At 59.2% G+C, this 14,163-nt stretch carries 16 protein-coding genes and 1 pseudogene; 9 read left to right on the top strand and 8 right to left on the bottom strand.

The features are described 5' to 3' along the window. Positions 1-95: 95 nt before the first annotated feature. On the top strand, positions 96-311 hold the full coding sequence (locus PMI25_RS07295; protein WP_007969581.1) for a hypothetical protein: 216 nt from the start codon (positions 96-98) through the stop codon (positions 309-311). Positions 312-503: 192 nt separating this feature from the next. Here the strand turns inward: PMI25_RS07295 and PMI25_RS07290 are convergent, their stop codons facing one another. Further along, positions 504-1,415 (bottom strand): alpha/beta hydrolase, encoded by a 912-nt coding sequence (locus tag PMI25_RS07290; protein WP_007969580.1) that lies wholly within the window; start codon positions 1,413-1,415, stop codon positions 504-506. Between the two features lie 161 nt (positions 1,416-1,576). Between PMI25_RS07290 and PMI25_RS07285 the strand changes: the two genes are divergently transcribed. Next, a complete protein-coding gene (locus PMI25_RS07285; RefSeq protein WP_007969579.1) occupies positions 1,577-2,428 on the top strand; it encodes a helix-turn-helix domain-containing protein in 852 nt (283 codons plus the stop codon). On the opposite strand, the gene PMI25_RS07280 is transcribed toward PMI25_RS07285, so the two are convergent. The 3 genes from PMI25_RS07280 to PMI25_RS07270 all read right to left on the bottom strand — a co-directional run bounded on the left by PMI25_RS07280 (position 2,397) and on the right by PMI25_RS07270 (position 5,203). After that, on the bottom strand, positions 2,397-3,182 hold the full coding sequence (locus tag PMI25_RS07280; RefSeq protein WP_007969578.1) for a transporter substrate-binding domain-containing protein: 786 nt from the start codon (positions 3,180-3,182) through the stop codon (positions 2,397-2,399). The genes PMI25_RS07285 and PMI25_RS07280 overlap by 32 nt on opposite strands. A 154-nt stretch (positions 3,183-3,336) precedes the next feature. Next, positions 3,337-4,608 carry a hypothetical protein gene (locus PMI25_RS07275; protein ID WP_007969577.1) on the bottom strand — a complete coding sequence of 424 codons (1,272 nt, stop codon included), beginning with the start codon at positions 4,606-4,608 and terminating at the stop codon, positions 3,337-3,339. Between the two features lie 124 nt (positions 4,609-4,732). Then, positions 4,733-5,203, bottom strand: a complete 471-nt coding sequence (locus PMI25_RS07270; protein WP_007969576.1) for a hypothetical protein — start codon at positions 5,201-5,203, stop codon at positions 4,733-4,735. 165 nt (positions 5,204-5,368) lie between these two features. On the opposite strand from PMI25_RS07270, the gene PMI25_RS07265 reads away from it, so the two are divergent. From PMI25_RS07265 to PMI25_RS07255, 4 genes and pseudogenes are all read left to right on the top strand, one after another. Then, positions 5,369-6,034 carry a ribonuclease T2 gene (locus PMI25_RS07265; protein WP_007969574.1) on the top strand — a complete coding sequence of 222 codons (666 nt, stop codon included), beginning with the start codon at positions 5,369-5,371 and terminating at the stop codon, positions 6,032-6,034. 134 nt (positions 6,035-6,168) lie between these two features. Beyond that, positions 6,169-6,279: pseudogene (locus tag PMI25_RS28010) on the top strand (PAAR domain-containing protein); the annotation flags it as partial. Between the two features lie 148 nt (positions 6,280-6,427). Then, positions 6,428-6,952 carry a hypothetical protein gene (locus tag PMI25_RS07260; protein ID WP_007969572.1) on the top strand — a complete coding sequence of 175 codons (525 nt, stop codon included), beginning with the start codon at positions 6,428-6,430 and terminating at the stop codon, positions 6,950-6,952. A gap of 236 nt (positions 6,953-7,188) precedes the next feature. Beyond that, complete coding sequence (locus PMI25_RS07255) at positions 7,189-8,757, top strand: sensor domain-containing diguanylate cyclase (RefSeq protein ID WP_007969571.1); 1,569 nt, start codon at positions 7,189-7,191, stop codon at positions 8,755-8,757. Positions 8,758-8,834: 77 nt separating this feature from the next. On the opposite strand, the gene PMI25_RS07250 is transcribed toward PMI25_RS07255, so the two are convergent. Further along, entirely contained in the window at positions 8,835-9,140 is a 306-nt protein-coding gene (locus PMI25_RS07250; RefSeq protein WP_003226473.1) for a hypothetical protein, read from the bottom strand. 89 nt (positions 9,141-9,229) lie between these two features. Beyond that, positions 9,230-9,814 (bottom strand): GNAT family N-acetyltransferase, encoded by a 585-nt coding sequence (locus PMI25_RS07245; RefSeq protein ID WP_007969570.1) that lies wholly within the window; start codon positions 9,812-9,814, stop codon positions 9,230-9,232. 127 nt (positions 9,815-9,941) lie between these two features. Between PMI25_RS07245 and xth the strand changes: the two genes are divergently transcribed. After that, positions 9,942-10,736 (top strand): exodeoxyribonuclease III, encoded by a 795-nt coding sequence (gene xth / locus PMI25_RS07240; RefSeq protein WP_007969569.1) that lies wholly within the window; start codon positions 9,942-9,944, stop codon positions 10,734-10,736. Positions 10,737-10,836: 100 nt separating this feature from the next. After that, positions 10,837-11,664, top strand: a complete 828-nt coding sequence (locus PMI25_RS07235; RefSeq protein ID WP_007969568.1) for an arylamine N-acetyltransferase family protein — start codon at positions 10,837-10,839, stop codon at positions 11,662-11,664. Positions 11,665-11,666: 2 nt separating this feature from the next. On the opposite strand, the gene PMI25_RS07230 is transcribed toward PMI25_RS07235, so the two are convergent. Beyond that, entirely contained in the window at positions 11,667-11,999 is a 333-nt protein-coding gene (locus PMI25_RS07230; RefSeq protein ID WP_007969567.1) for a BrnA antitoxin family protein, read from the bottom strand. Positions 12,000-12,002: 3 nt separating this feature from the next. Continuing rightward, a complete protein-coding gene (locus PMI25_RS07225) occupies positions 12,003-12,287 on the bottom strand; it encodes a BrnT family toxin (protein ID WP_007969566.1) in 285 nt (94 codons plus the stop codon). Positions 12,288-12,540: 253 nt separating this feature from the next. On the opposite strand from PMI25_RS07225, the gene PMI25_RS07220 reads away from it, so the two are divergent. Further along, positions 12,541-14,064: a nucleobase:cation symporter-2 family protein gene (locus tag PMI25_RS07220; protein WP_007969565.1), complete on the top strand. Its 1,524-nt coding sequence runs from the start codon at positions 12,541-12,543 to the stop codon at positions 14,062-14,064. Positions 14,065-14,163 lie beyond the last annotated feature (99 nt).

The following is a 14,163-nucleotide window of genomic DNA, read 5'->3' as shown; positions in this document are numbered from 1 at the left end:
CTGAACCCGCGCTGTCGATCAGCAAAGTTTCATCTTGCCGAGTGCGGCGAAGGCCTAGGATGCTTGCACAAGATCATCCCAAGGGGAGCCGTACCATGCGCGCCAATGTCGTCAAAGTGCTGTTGATTGCTGCAGCTGTCTCGGTATTGAGTGCCTGTTCGGGCTCCGGTGGGCTGACCACCACCAGTTGTTTTTCCTCGGATTGTCAGTCGCCGGAGGGGCGCAGTAATGCGACGACCCTCAAGTTTGGTGGCAACAGTATTGGCAGCAGTTTGAATCAGTACAGTTCCGGGATGTTGCATGATGATTGATGAAAATCGAGGTTGAACCTGTGGCGAGGGAGCTTGCTCCCGCTGGGGCGCGCAGCGACCCCACAAAAGAAGGCCTGCTGCGCAGTCCAGCGGGAGCAAGCTCCCTCGCCACAGGGGCAATTGGCATCTCAGGTTCAGTGTACAGGCCAATAAAAAGGCGCCCATGTCGGGCGCCTTTTTTGTGCCTGTGGCTTAAAGATAGTGCTTGAAGAACCCCACCATTTTCTCCACCGCCGGCCCGACAAACTGTTCCTTGTCGTACAGGTCGATGTGGCTCGCGCCTTCAATCAGCACCAACTCCTTCGGCTCCAGCGCCTTCTCGATCGCCATTTCGCTGAAGTAACGGGTGTCGGCTTCCGAGCCGGCAATCATCAGCAGCGGATGCGGCGAGATCAGGTCGATATGGTCGTAGGACGAGTATGCCGCGATCCGGCCGATGCTGGTGAACACGTACTTGTTCGGCGAGTTGGGATGCTGCGCACGCGGGGTGCGGTAGTAGTCGCTGCCTTCGCGGAACAGGGTCGGGGTGTCGACGTTGATGTCGGCGGTTTCCGGGACGATCGGGTCGATGCGCACCGGTTCGCCACGGGCTTCGCGGGTGCGTTGTTCGCCGACGGCTTCCAGCAGCTCTTTGAGTTGTTCCGGGGTGCCGTGGCCGCCGAGGCCTTCGCGATAGAGCAGGCCGATGTCGGCGGCGCTGACGGTGGCGACGGCGCGGATGCGGCGGTCGGTCTGGGCGGCGAAGGGCACGTAACCACCGGAAGCGCAGATGCCGAGGGCGCCGATGCGTTGTGAGTTGACCGAGGCGTGGTTGGCGAGGAAGTCGACCGAGCTCTTGATGTCTTCGGCGCGGACGAACGGGTCTTCGAGGTAGCGCGGCTCACCTTCGCTCTCACCCTGGTAGCTGGCGTCGTAGGCGAGGGCGATCAGGCCTTTGGCCGCGAGTTTGGCGGCGTAGAGGCCGGCGGTCTGCTCCTTGACGCCGCCGAACGGGTGGGCGACGACGATGGCCGGGCGTTGTTCGCCGGGTTGCAGGTCGTCCGGCGTGTAGAGGTGGCCGACGAGTTTGAGACCGTTGCTGAGGAAGCTGACGTTGGTTTTCATAGGTGCACTCCACGGGTTGCTGCGATGCCGCAGGTGGCGGCTGACGAGGCACAGATTGCCGCCGTGGGTGGGGGGCAAAAAGAGAGCGCGGATCCTGGGAAAAACTTTCCTATGATAAGGATGGCCTTCCCCCGGACGCGCTCGCGCGCAATGATCGGCCCATGAATACACACACCAGCCCCAACGACCTCGGCAAATTTCTTCGCGCCCGTCGTTCCGAACTCGAGCCGACGCAAGTCGGTTTACCCGCCGACGCCGGTCGGGCACGCCGTGTCGCCGGTTTGCGCCGCGAAGAAGTGGCGATGCTCGCCGGCATCAGCGTCGATTACTACACGCGCCTGGAGCAGGGGCGACTGTCGCCGTCCAAGTCCGCGTTGGCGGCGGTTGCCCGCACGTTGCGCCTGCGTGAGGATGATCTGGATTACCTCTATCGACTGGCGCGCCTGGGGCGAACCCCGGTCGATCAGCATCGCCGGCAAACCGTCGGCCCGCAGACGCAGCGGCTGCTGGACAGCCTGCAAGGCATCCCGGCGATGGTCATCGGCCGCTACATGGATGTATTGGCGTGGAATCAGTTGGCCGCCGCGCTGTATGTCGACTTCGCCGAGATACCGATCGAGCAGCGCAACCTGATTCGACTCTCGTTTCTCGACCCGAGGTTTCGCAGCCTGTATGCGGATTGGGAGAACAATGGGCGCAATTGCGTGGCGTTTTTGCGCATGGACACGGCACAGTTTCCCGATGATCCGAGGCTGGCTTCGCTGATCGGTGAACTGTCGCTGCGTGACGAAGATTTCCGCCGCTGGTGGGCGACGCATCTGGTGGCCAGCCCGACCTGCGGCAGTAAAACCCTTTTGCATCCGCAGGTAGGCAAGCTCAGCCTCGACTGGCAGATTGTGTCCTGCGCCGAAAGCCCGGATCAGGCGCTCATCGTCATGACCGCCGCGCCGGGCGGCGAGGCCAGCGAAGCGTTGAAAATCCTTACTGCGGCAGCGCCAGCCACTCACCAATAACCTTCTGATAACTGCCAGTGACTTTGCTCAGATGCAGCCACTGATCAACGTACAGTTTCCAGCTGATGTCATCGCGCGGCAGCAGATAAGCCTTTTCGCCGTACTGCATGTACTGGTGCGGATTCACCGCGCACAAACCCGGTTTGAGTTTCTGCTGATACAGCGCTTCCGAGGCGTCGGTGATCATCACGTCGGCCTTGTTATCAAGCAGTTGCTGGAAGATCGTCACGTTGTCGTGCAGGGCCAGTTGCGCCTTGGGCAGGAAGGCGTGGACGAAGGCTTCGTTGGTACCGCCTGCCGGTTCGACCAGGCGCACGTTCGGTTGGTTGATCTGTTCGATGGTCTGGTATTTGGACTGGTCGGCGCAGCGCACCAGCGGGATCTTGCCGTCGCTGTCGAGGGTATTACTGAAGTAGGCTTTTTTCTGCCGTTCCAGCGTCACCGAAATGCCGCCCATGCCGATGTCGCACTTGCCGACCTGCATGTCCGGCATCAGGGTTTTCCAGGTAGTCTGCACCCACTCGACTTTGACCCCGAGGCTGTCGGCCAGCGAGCGCGCCATGGTGATGTCGATGCCTTCGAAGTCGCCGTCAGGGCGCTTGAAGGTGTAGGGCTTGTAGTCGCCAGTGGTGCAGACGCGCAGTTGGCCTTGTTGCTGGATGCTGTCGAGGTGCGAAGGGCTTTCCTGAGCGTGAGCGACGCAGGAAAGGGCTAGAAAAATGCCGAGCAACGCCGATTTTTTTTGATTGTGCATATTTACCGGACTTTTTTGAGGGAGTGGATTCGCAGGGGAAGGTGTTTAGTAACACACGATCCGGCTGCTGATCCACGTTCTTTGGCGGTGGCAATATGCAGTTTGCTGATGCGGTACGTGGCCGTTGCTGTCGCCAGAATTTCCCAGCCTATCTTCAGTCAGCGGAGAAGGGGACCACAGCTTTGGCAGGTTCAGTCATCTGATCATTCAAGCGTTTGAATTCGAGCGCTCGTGGTGATGCGTGAATGGGTTTGAAAACAGCTAAGCGCAAATGCTCCCAACCCAAAACGTGCTCAGCGCGCTGTTGCCAGGTGAGCGCACGCGCAAGCCCGGGATGCCATGGTTTCTGGGTCACCTTGCTGTTGCGTGTGGCGATGCAAAAGCCTGTGTAGCGGGGCAAGTCATATAGGTTCAAACGCTGCAAATCTCTGCTGCACAACAGCAAAACGTCGCCGAAGGCGAACAATGGAAATGCGGTGACTTCAACCTTTTTCTTTTCATTGAGTCTGGTCCTCCACGCTCTGTTATCCACGTCTCCCAGGCTGATATTCTCGTCGAGAATGAACCGTGCCGGCTGCTGACGGATAGCCAGATTTCCTGCGGCGGCGTAGGTGATGCTCGGCATTGCACCTGGTGATAAAAGAAGAAACCCGCTGAACAGCACCAATGCTGTTGCGATGCCATAAGCGATACGCGCGAAGACATGACCTTTGCTGATGTAAAAAATGAAAACCGGAACAAGACTGAAAATGAGTGTGCCGAGGGAGAACAACCCGACAACCACCACCGCCTGCGCGTTATCTTCGCCGACGTAGGTCGAGATAATCAGCAATGTGGGGAGTGACGCACACAGAACGGCAAAGCCGATCATGCTACCGATCAAGAGTCGGAACCCGTTTTTCTTCCAGACTCCCATTCGACGGGTGTTTTTGTTGAAAATCTTTCGGAAGTGTTTGAACAGGAAAAGAGCAAGGTAGGCGAGCAGGGTCGAGGAAAAAACAAACAGCATCGAACCTCCGGCGCTGAATGTATTCGAGAACTTGAAAAGCAGAAAAGTGAAGGTACAAAAGCCAAAGCACAAAGGAAGCAGCAACCAGGCAGCTATCTGCTTGTGCCTTTTTGGCACTTTTTCGAACATCGATACGGTAATGCCATAGAACCATGCGCTGGCGGAGAGCACGCCAAGGTAGCCCACCATGATCAGCACGATCAGTAAAAGCCAGATAGCAAGGGCTGACTTGGCATCGCTACCTGCCAGGAAAAGGTCAGTACGACCAATTGCCCGGGTGTAGACGTATAGCCCAAGGATTGCCAACCCTGCGCCGAGAAAACCCAGAGTGACGGTGATCTGGCTCCAGTAATTAAGAACACGTTTGAAATTGCGCTTGAAAAACTGTGTAAACGTTGGTGCGGTCGAAGCATCCATGCGAACAAAATTTCCATCGAGTATGACTAGTGGTCCTGTAACGACAAATGGCCAGAATTCTTTAGGAAGTCTGGCCGTTGAGTGTGGCGGGTCTTTGTTGTTCTGAGCGGTGAACGTGAAGAAATTACAGGCCCAGTCCTTCCTGCACCACCTGCAACAGATTGTTCTCGGTCAGCGCAATCGCATCCAGTTCCAGACCGGTTTCCACCGTCTGCAGCCACCAATGGCTTTCATGATGGTCATCGACGGTACGCAGCAGGTAGGTGTTGCGGTCGGGCAGGGTGATCTGCACGCGGCCGGCGCCGTCTTCGGTGAACCGGGCGATGGGATCAAAGGTCAGGGTTTGCTGGTTGGCTTCGATCACCAGTTGGTCGATCGCGTAATCGTGACTTTCGCCATCGGGTGAGCTTTCGCAAACGTGGGTTGGATTGCGGCGGATTTTCAGGCCGACTTCGGTGACGGGTTGCAGCCAGCCCTCGATGCGGTGGTACAGATCGTAGACCTGCGCCGGCCAGCAATCGATCTCCAGCGCGGCATCCGCATGGGTGTGCCGGGTTTGCTTGAGTTTGGCGGCGAGTTCGTCTGCTTTACTCATTTCGGTTCCCTTGGTTTGATGTCTGCCTGTTAATCGTAGACCGTTCAACGGCGTACGGCCTTGCCTTGCGTCATGCGCTTGCAACACAAGCATGGCGAAATCAGCGCTGGCCAAGTCTGGTCAGCATCGAAAACCACGGACGCAGGCGTCCCAAGGAGCGGGTACATGAAAAAGCTGTTTACAATTCTGGCGCTGATCGCGCTGACGGCCGGTAGTATCGGCCTGAGTTCGGCGCGTCAGTCGAACGCCAGCAAGGTACAAACGGAAGCGGTGGCGGGGCAGTTCGATTATTACCTGCTGACGTTGTCCTGGTCGCCGACCTTTTGCCTCACTCACAAGGATGACGTGCAGTGTTCCGGCAAGGGTTACGGCTTTGTGTTGCATGGTCTGTGGCCGCAATACGCCAATGGCGGCTGGCCGGAGTCCTGCCCACCACTGACCACGCTGTCGGCGGCGGAAACCACCAAGGGCCTTACGCTGTTCCCGACCAAGAAGCTGCTCGATCACGAATGGTCCAAGCACGGCACCTGCAGCGGTCTGGGGGCGATGGGTTATCTGGATGAAGCGGACAAAGCCGTCGGCGCGGTGAAAATTCCGCAGGAGCTGCAACCGTTCAGCTCCTCGTATTACTTCGAAGCCCAGGAAATCGCCGACCTGTTCCGCAAGGCCAACCCCGGGATCCCGGCGGATGGCATCGCGGTGATCTGCAGCGGTCCGGAGCTGTCGGAAGTGCGGGTGTGCATGGGCAAGGATCTGCAGTTCGGCGCTTGCGGTAAGGGCGTGAAGACGCAGTGCCGGGCGGGGGATATTCGGGTGCCGCCATCGCGTTGATGCGAGCGGTTTCACGAACAGGAAAGGGCGCCCGAGCGGGCGCCTTTTTTTTGCCTGGAGGTTTGAAGCACCCGAAAAATTCACGCATGCTTGCGCCCCAAAAGGATGACCCGCAACAGTGCAAGGAGCTGTTCATGAGCGGAAAACCCGCCGCCCGCGTCACCGATCCAACCGCCTGCCCACTCCCGGGACATGGCACCAATCCGATTGCCAGTGGCTCGCCGAACGTGAATTTCGACGGATTGGTGAAAAGTGGCTTATCTCCTGTGGCCCTTCATTGAACGTCAATATAGATACTAATCATGCAAATGCATTGGGGTTGTTTACTGCCCGTATCGCGGGGAGCAAATCTGCAGCCGATATGCTTTTTGACTCAATCACGAAGGATTTTCCATGATGTACAGGTTACTCCTTTGCGGCTTGCTCGCTATTTGCTCTGGTTGTGCGAAGGATCACACAAAGCCTCCCGCAAACCTGAGCTTCGAGTCTGTGGAAAGAGAAAAGTCGTTGCTATACGTCATCCGATATCAGTCGGACGTTGATGTGTTGGATCTTTTTGATCGCGGAGAACGAGTCGGAATGATTTCGGGCATGCTGCATTGCGCATTGGCAGATGATCATGATTTCTCGGTAGGCAAAGCCATACAGTTTTCCGCCACCGGCTTGATACGCTCGGAAAAAAATGAAAACTACAAGGCCAAGTTTTCCTATCTCACCCGCGCATTCCTGAGTGAAACTTCCAGCAACCGGAGTTCTGAAAGAAATCTCTCGGTGGCAGAACTGAATCACCTCCTCGCGAACAAACAACAAATCCCCTGCAAAGTCGTCGTCACCGCGTACGGCTACAAACCCTACTACTCAAACATCATGAACCTGCCGGTCGCGGATTTGCTGCGGGAAATCAACAAACCCCGTTAGCCGTCATCGGTGCGCTGCGCGATTGCCCGGCGCAGATACGCGAGGGCGATCACGCGTAAAACCACAACTGAAAATAAATCGACGTGCGGAGGTCATCCAAATCCCTCGCGCGCCGATACAACGGGGCGGGCGTGTATTGGCGCGGCGGGTTTGCCGTGCACACCCCGGTGGGCTACGCTCACGAAAAGCAAGGGTTTCGGGCTGCGGCCCCTGTCGTACCTGCCCAGGACACGTTTTTGCCAATCCCCATTCACGACCCGCATCAGACTCCCGGCACGCTTAAACGCCTGCCGCTGCGCAAGGCGGCAGCGCTGTTCATCGTTGCAGTGTGCCTGTGCCTGTCCGGCTTGCTCTATCTGCAACTGGAGCAGACACGGCGCCAGGATCTGGCGACTGCGCAAATGGCGTCCACCAACCTGACCCGGGCCATGGCGCAGCAGGCCGAAGACACGTTTCTGGCCGCCGACCTGGTGCTTACCAGTCTGGTGGATTGGGTCGAAGACGATGGTTACGGTGCCGCGCAGCGTCCTCGTCTGCAAAAAACTTTTGCACGTCGGGTGCAGCAACTGGAGCAGTTGCACGGCATGTTCCTGTTCGATCGCGAGGGCCAGTGGGTGATCACCTCGTTCACCGATCTGCCCCGTGGCAATGGTGTGGCTGACCGCGAATACTTCAAGTTTCACCAGCAGAACGTTTCCACTGTGGCGCACATCGGCCCGGCGATTCGCAGCCGCGAAAATGGCGAGTGGATCATCCCGATCTCGAAACGCATCAACGACCGTGCCGGCAATTTCCAGGGCGTGCTGATGGCCGGGATCAAGATGGCGTACTTCGACCGGTTCTTCAAAAGCTTCAGCCTTGATGACAACGGCATCATGTTTCTCGGACTCAAGGACGGCACGTTGCTGGCGCGGCGACCGTTCGACGAAGGCCTGATCGGCTCGTCACTGGCGCAAGGCAGGATTTATCAGAAGCTGCTGCCCGAGGCTCCAGCCGGTACCGCGATGATCAAGTCGGTGGTCGACGGTGTGGTGCGTTTGTACGGCTACCGTCAGTTGGGCTCGTATCCGCTGGTGGTCGCGGCGGCGTCCTCGCGCGACACGATTCTCAAGGGTTGGTACGAGCGGGCCTTTCAGTCCAGCGTGATTGTGGCGTTGGTGATTCTCGGCGTCGGACTGTTCGGCTGGGTTTTCATTCATCAGGTGCGCGACGGCGAGCGCATCGAGAAAAACCTGCGCAAGGCGCAGCGCGCACTGGAGCAGATCGCGACCCACGACAGCCTGACGGGGCTGGCGAATCGGCGCCTGTTCGAGCGTTCACTGGAAGTCGAATTTGCCCGCGGCGCTCGGCAGTCGAGTCCGGTCGGCCTGATCATGCTCGACATCGATTTCTTCAAACGCTACAACGATGCCTACGGCCATGTGGCGGGCGACCATTGCCTGACGCAGGTGGCGCAGGTGTTGAAAAATTGCTGCCAGCGCAAGGCTGACCTGGCGGTGCGTTACGGTGGCGAGGAGTTCGCGGTGCTGCTGCCGGATACCGATATAAATGGCGTATTGGCGATTGCCGGGCAGATCCGCCGCAGCGTGATGGATAAACGCATCACCCACAGCGGGTCACCGACCGGGTATCTGACGGTGAGTCTGGGCTGCTATTCGTTTATCCCGAGTGGCAATGACAGTCTGGAAGTGTTTATTCAGCGTGCAGACGCGGCGCTTTATCAGGCGAAAAATGCCGGTCGCAATCGCGCGGCGGTGTTGTCACTGGATGCAGGCTTTGCCGAGTTGATTCGTTCGGATCGCTGAGGTTTCGACGCTTCAACAAGCGTGAGGGAGCAAGCTCCCTCACGCGGGTCTCATTACCAACCGTAACGCCGGTTCGTTCAGCTGCCCGAGCCACCGCCCGCACCGCCGGTTCCGCCACCGGCCGCGCCTGTACCGCCGCCAGCCCCCGAGCCCGAACCCATGGCGCCGCCGTTGGTGCCGGTGCCGTTGCCAGAACCAGGGCTACCCGCACCGTTACTGCCGGCAGGTGCGCCCGGGGTGTTGTCCGGCGGCTTGGGCGTGCTTTTGTTGACGTCGGGGTTGGTACTCGATGTGCCAGAGCTGTCGTTCGCCGCGAAGCTGGCAGCCGAGGTGGCGGCGAGCAGGCCGGCGAGTAACAACGAGGTGAGTGTGCGTGTAGTCATGGTACGTCTCCAGAAGGGGTCGGTTACCTGACTTTGGTCTGACGCTTTTACCCGTTGGTGCCGATTGCCTGACGAGCGGTTGTCGAGCCTCAGTGTCGGTCGGCCGCCAGTTTCTGCTCCAGTGCCTGACGCACCTGCGGCCACTCGTCATCGATGATGCTGAAGCGCACCGAGTTGCGCTTGCGTCCGTCGGGCATGATCCGCTCGTGGCGCACGATGCCTTCCTGTTGCGCACCGAGGCGCAGAATCGCGTTGCGCGACTTCTGGTTGTTCTCGTCGGTGGTGAACTGCACTCGCACGCAATCGAGCACTTCGAAGGCGTGGCGCAACATCAGGTATTTGGCTTCAGTGTTGACGAAGGATTTCTGCCAGCGCGCGGAAATCCAGCTGCTGCCGATTTCCAGCTTGCGATTGAGCGGATCGATCTTCCAGAACCGGGTCGAGCCGATCACTTCGCCGCTATCCTTCAACACAATCACAAACGGCATGACCGTATCGGCGTCGCGGCCGTCGAGGGCCTTCTTCAGATAGCTGTCGACGGTACTCGCCGACGGCACCACGGTGACGGTGAGGTTCCACAGTTCGCCGTCGGCGGCAGCGCGGAGCAGGGCGTCGGCGTCGCTGTACTGAAGCGGACGCAGGAGGATGCGCGGGCCTTGCAGGGTGGTGAGCATGGAATCGAGTCTCGGCAGTTCGGGGCAGTGGCGAGCGCCTATTACGCCGCAGCCGGTTGATCCGATGCAACCACCGCCGTCAGCACAGGGTCACAATTTTCACACCTTGTTCGCCGGAGCCTGAACGATGAAAAACCTGCGGATCGCCACGTTCAACGTCAACGGCCTGCGCGCACGCTTGCCGAACCTGCTGGAGTGGCTCAAGCGCGAGCAACCGGACATCGCTTGTCTGCAGGAACTCAAGTCGGTCGACAGTGCATTCCCCGCCGCCGAACTGGAGGCAGCGGGGTACGGCGCGATCTGGCACGGGCAGGCGTCATGGAACGGCGTGGCAATTCTCGCCCGCGATGCGCAACCGCTGGAGAGCCGTCGCGGTCTGCCGGGTGATCCGGACGACAAGCACAGCCGTTATCTTGAAGCGGCGGTGCATGGGGTCTTGGTCGGCTGTCTGTACCTGCCCAATGGCAATCCGCAGCCGGGGCCGAAGTTCGACTACAAACTGGCCTGGTTCGAACGCCTGATCCGCTATGCCAAGGATCTGCAAGGCAGCGATCATCCGGTGGTACTGGCCGGCGATTACAACGTGGTGCCCACCGACATGGACATCTACAACACTCGCTCCTGGCTCAAGGATGCGCTGCTGCAACCCGAGAGCCGCGAGTGTTATCAACGGCTACTGGATCAGGGCTGGACTGATTCGCTGCGCCATCTGTATCCCGACGATCGCCTCTACACCTTCTGGGATTACTTCCGCCAGCATTGGCAAACCAACTCCGGTTTGCGCATCGATCATCTGCTGCTCAACCCGGCACTCAGCCCGTATCTGCACGAGGCCGGGGTCGACGCCTGGGTGCGCAACGAACCGCACGCCAGCGACCATGCCCCGACCTGGATTCGCATCGGTTCACGCAAGCGGCGGTAGCGTTGATTGGCGAAATCAATTGTCGGAGTGGTGGCCTGATCCCGTATACCTGTCGGCCAGCGGCGCAGCGATCCGCGGCCACATGCAAAAGGACTGAGCAATGAGCGAGCCACGTCTGGCGAATCCGACGTTGTACCTGCAACGTCTGGGCTTCGATGCTCCACCGGCACCGACCCTGGGAACCCTGCGACAGTTGCAGTTGCGCCATACCGGCGTCTTTCCCTTCGAGAATCTGTCGACGATCACTGGCGCGCCGGTGCTGATCGATCTGGCGTCGGTCGAACAAAAGGTTCTCCACGGTGGCCGGGGTGGTTACTGCTACGAACTGAACAATCTGTTTCTCGCGTTGCTGCAGGAATTGGGCTTCGAGGCCCGTGGCATCTCCGGGCGCGTGGTGCTGGCGCAACCTGAGGGCACGTGGACGGCGCGTACCCATCGCTTGAGCCTGGTGATCATCGACGGCGAGCGCTATATCACCGATGTCGGCTTTGGCGGCATGGTGCCGACTGCGCCGCTGCTGCTCGATAGCGAGGCTGAACAGCCGACGCCGCATGAATCCTATCGCATCGAGAAACAGGCCGACGGCTACATGCTACGCGCCAATGTCGCAGGCGAGTGGCGCGCGATGTACCTGTTTGATCTGCAACGCCAGGAAGACATCGATTACACCCTGGGCAACTGGTACGTCTCGACCCATCCCGAGTCCCCGTTCGCCAAACGGCTGATGGTTGCGCGCACTGGCGATGGCTGGCGTCGGACCCTGAACAACGGCAGCTTCGCGATTCATCACATGGGCGCCGACAGCGAGCGGCGCGAGGTGACGGATGTCGATAAACTGATTGAAGTGCTGGAGCAGGAGTTCGGCCTGCGCCTGCCTGACCAGCCGCACGTGCGCCAGTCGCTGGCGCGGATGCTCGTGCCGGGCTGATCTCAGGGCTTGGCTTCCGGCTCCAGCACCCGGCGGATTTCCCCGACCGCTGCCGACAGCTTTTTTTCCAGGCTCTTGAGGTCGGCGGCGGTGATGCCTTGCTTGAATAGCCCCGCGTGGGGTGCCTCTACCTCCCGCGTTTTACTGCCAGCCTCCAGCAGAGCATGGCGCAGGGTGTTGTTGATCACCGTCTGATAACCGAAGCCCTCGTTTTCCGCGACATTGCGCGCGGCCTCGATCACGGCGTCGTCGAGCATGATGGTGATGCGGGTCTTGCCCTTGGCGGGCGCCAATGCGCCGCGCGTGCCCTGCGAGAAATCGTATTGATCTTTCATCGTTCAAGTCTCCAGAAAGTAAGCGCAACGCTCGCTCGGTGTAGCGACACGCGCAGAAATGATTCGTACGACGTTGGTTTCGCGATAACTGTACGCAACCACCAGCAAGCGGCCTTTGCCGTCGAGTCCAAGGGTGATCCAGCGCTGTTCGTCATGGTCGTTGTCCTCGATCGTCAGCGCGCGCTCGTCGTGAAAGACCGGCTCGGTCTCGGCAAGGCTGACGCTTCTGTGCTTGAGTTTATTGGCTGCGTTCTTGCTTTTGTCGTACTGAATGTCGAATGACTTCATTATGCATACTTTATATGTATAAAAAAGAGCGCCGATGCACCGCTGGTCGCCATGAACACTTCAGCCTGGTGGGCGCTGATTCGAATGAAGGAAGGAGTGTGTTGCCGGATTTGTGGGGGATGGAGACAGTGAGATAGAAGGTTCGGTGGCTACCTATCCATTATGTGACTGACAAGTTGTATACAACTCTATGGACATTTGTCCCGAGTATTGAATACAGTGTGCGCATAACAAAAACCAGGGAACCCCCCACATGAAAACGCCCCATGTTTCACACCAACGGCCCGAGGACGAAAATCTCGGGGTCGGCGCGAATATGGCTTACGGCCTGCAACATGTTCTGACCATGTACGGCGGTATCGTTGCGGTGCCACTGATCATCGGCCAGGCGGCCGGGCTGTCGCCGGCGGACATTGGTTTGTTGATTGCTGCTTCATTGTTTGCGGGGGGGCTGGCGACACTGCTGCAAACCCTGGGTCTACCGTTTTTTGGCTGTCAGTTGCCGCTGGTGCAGGGCGTGTCGTTCTCCGGTGTGGCGACCATGGTCGCGATCGTCAGCAGTGGCGGGGAGGGCGGCTTCCAGTCGGTGCTCGGCGCGGTGATCGCCGCGTCGTTGATCGGCTTGCTGATCACACCGGTGTTCTCGCGAATCACCAAGTTCTTCCCACCGCTGGTGACCGGCATCGTGATCACCACCATCGGCCTGACGCTGATGCCAGTGGCCGCGCGCTGGGCCATGGGCGGCAACAGCCACGCGCCGGACTTCGGCAGCATGCAGAACATCGGTCTGGCGGCGGTGACGCTGGTGCTGGTGTTGCTGCTGAGCAAGGTCGGCAGCTCGACCATCTCGCGTCTGTCGATCCTGTTGGCCATGGTGATCGGCACGATTCTGGCGGTGTTCCTCGGCATGGCCGATTTCTCTGGTGTCGCTCAAGGGCCGATGTTCGGCTTCCCGACGCCGTTCCACTTCGGCATGCCGACCTTCCACTTCGCCGCGATTCTGTCGATGTGCATCGTGGTCATGGTGACGTTGGTGGAAACCTCGGCGGACATTCTGGCGGTCGGTGAGATCATCGGCACCAAGGTCGACTCCAAACGCTTGGGCAACGGTCTGCGCGCCGACATGCTGTCGAGCATGTTTGCGCCGATCTTCGGTTCGTTCACTCAGAGCGCCTTCGCGCAGAACGTCGGGCTGGTGGCGGTGACCGGGATCAAGAGCCGTTATGTGGTGGCCACCGGCGGTATCTTCCTGGTGATTCTCGGCTTGCTGCCGTTCATGGGGCGGGTGATCGCTGCGGTGCCGACCTCGGTGCTGGGCGGTGCCGGTATCGTGCTGTTCGGTACGGTGGCGGCGAGCGGCATCCGTACGCTGTCGAAGGTCGATTACCGCAATAACGTCAACCTGATCATCGTCGCCACCTCGATCGGCTTCGGCATGATCCCGATTGCTGCACCGAACTTCTACGATCATTTCCCGAGCTGGTTCGCGACCATTTTCCACTCGGGCATCAGCTCGTCGGCGATCATGGCGATTGTGCTGAACCTGACCTTCAACCACTTCACTGCCGGCAACTCGGACCAGCAGTCGGTGTTTGCCGCGGCAGAAGAGCGCACCCTGCGTTATCGCGACCTGGCGGCGCTGCGTGAAGGCGATTACTTCAGTGACGGCAAGCTGCATGATTGCGATGGCAAGGAAGTTCCGGTGATCGAGCCTGATGAACACGATCATGGGCACGGCGCGCCTAAGCCCCAGGTGAAGAGCAGCGAACACGTCTGATCGCTGACTGGATGAAAAAGGCCGAACTACCGTTCGGCCTTTTTATTTGAAGAGCAAAAGATCGCAGCCTTCAGCAGCTCCTACAGGGGAACGCATTCC

Origin of the sequence: Pseudomonas sp. GM30, from assembly GCF_000282275.2 — a bacterium.
In the GTDB taxonomy this organism is placed as follows: Bacteria; Pseudomonadota; Gammaproteobacteria; order Pseudomonadales; family Pseudomonadaceae; genus Aquipseudomonas.
The sequence above is the reverse complement of the archived record's forward strand: the minus strand, read 5'-3'. Positions and strand labels throughout refer to the sequence as shown.

Coding starts and splice junctions, on each gene's coding strand:
- PMI25_RS07220 (WP_007969565.1), top strand. CDS start 12,541: ATGAAAACGCCCCATGTTTCACACCAACGGCCCGAGGACGAAAATCTC.
- PMI25_RS07235 (WP_007969568.1), top strand. CDS start 10,837: ATGAGCGAGCCACGTCTGGCGAATCCGACGTTGTACCTGCAACGTCTG.
- PMI25_RS07295 (WP_007969581.1), top strand. CDS start 96: ATGCGCGCCAATGTCGTCAAAGTGCTGTTGATTGCTGCAGCTGTCTCG.
- PMI25_RS07260 (WP_007969572.1), top strand. CDS start 6,428: ATGATGTACAGGTTACTCCTTTGCGGCTTGCTCGCTATTTGCTCTGGT.
- PMI25_RS07280 (WP_007969578.1), bottom strand. CDS start 3,182: ATGCACAATCAAAAAAAATCGGCGTTGCTCGGCATTTTTCTAGCCCTT.
- PMI25_RS07285 (WP_007969579.1), top strand. CDS start 1,577: ATGAATACACACACCAGCCCCAACGACCTCGGCAAATTTCTTCGCGCC.
- xth (WP_007969569.1), top strand. CDS start 9,942: ATGAAAAACCTGCGGATCGCCACGTTCAACGTCAACGGCCTGCGCGCA.
- PMI25_RS07290 (WP_007969580.1), bottom strand. CDS start 1,415: ATGAAAACCAACGTCAGCTTCCTCAGCAACGGTCTCAAACTCGTCGGC.
- PMI25_RS07275 (WP_007969577.1), bottom strand. CDS start 4,608: ATGGATGCTTCGACCGCACCAACGTTTACACAGTTTTTCAAGCGCAAT.
- PMI25_RS07265 (WP_007969574.1), top strand. CDS start 5,369: ATGAAAAAGCTGTTTACAATTCTGGCGCTGATCGCGCTGACGGCCGGT.
- PMI25_RS07250 (WP_003226473.1), bottom strand. CDS start 9,140: ATGACTACACGCACACTCACCTCGTTGTTACTCGCCGGCCTGCTCGCC.
- PMI25_RS07225 (WP_007969566.1), bottom strand. CDS start 12,287: ATGAAGTCATTCGACATTCAGTACGACAAAAGCAAGAACGCAGCCAAT.
- PMI25_RS07230 (WP_007969567.1), bottom strand. CDS start 11,999: ATGAAAGATCAATACGATTTCTCGCAGGGCACGCGCGGCGCATTGGCG.
- PMI25_RS07270 (WP_007969576.1), bottom strand. CDS start 5,203: ATGAGTAAAGCAGACGAACTCGCCGCCAAACTCAAGCAAACCCGGCAC.
- PMI25_RS07245 (WP_007969570.1), bottom strand. CDS start 9,814: ATGCTCACCACCCTGCAAGGCCCGCGCATCCTCCTGCGTCCGCTTCAG.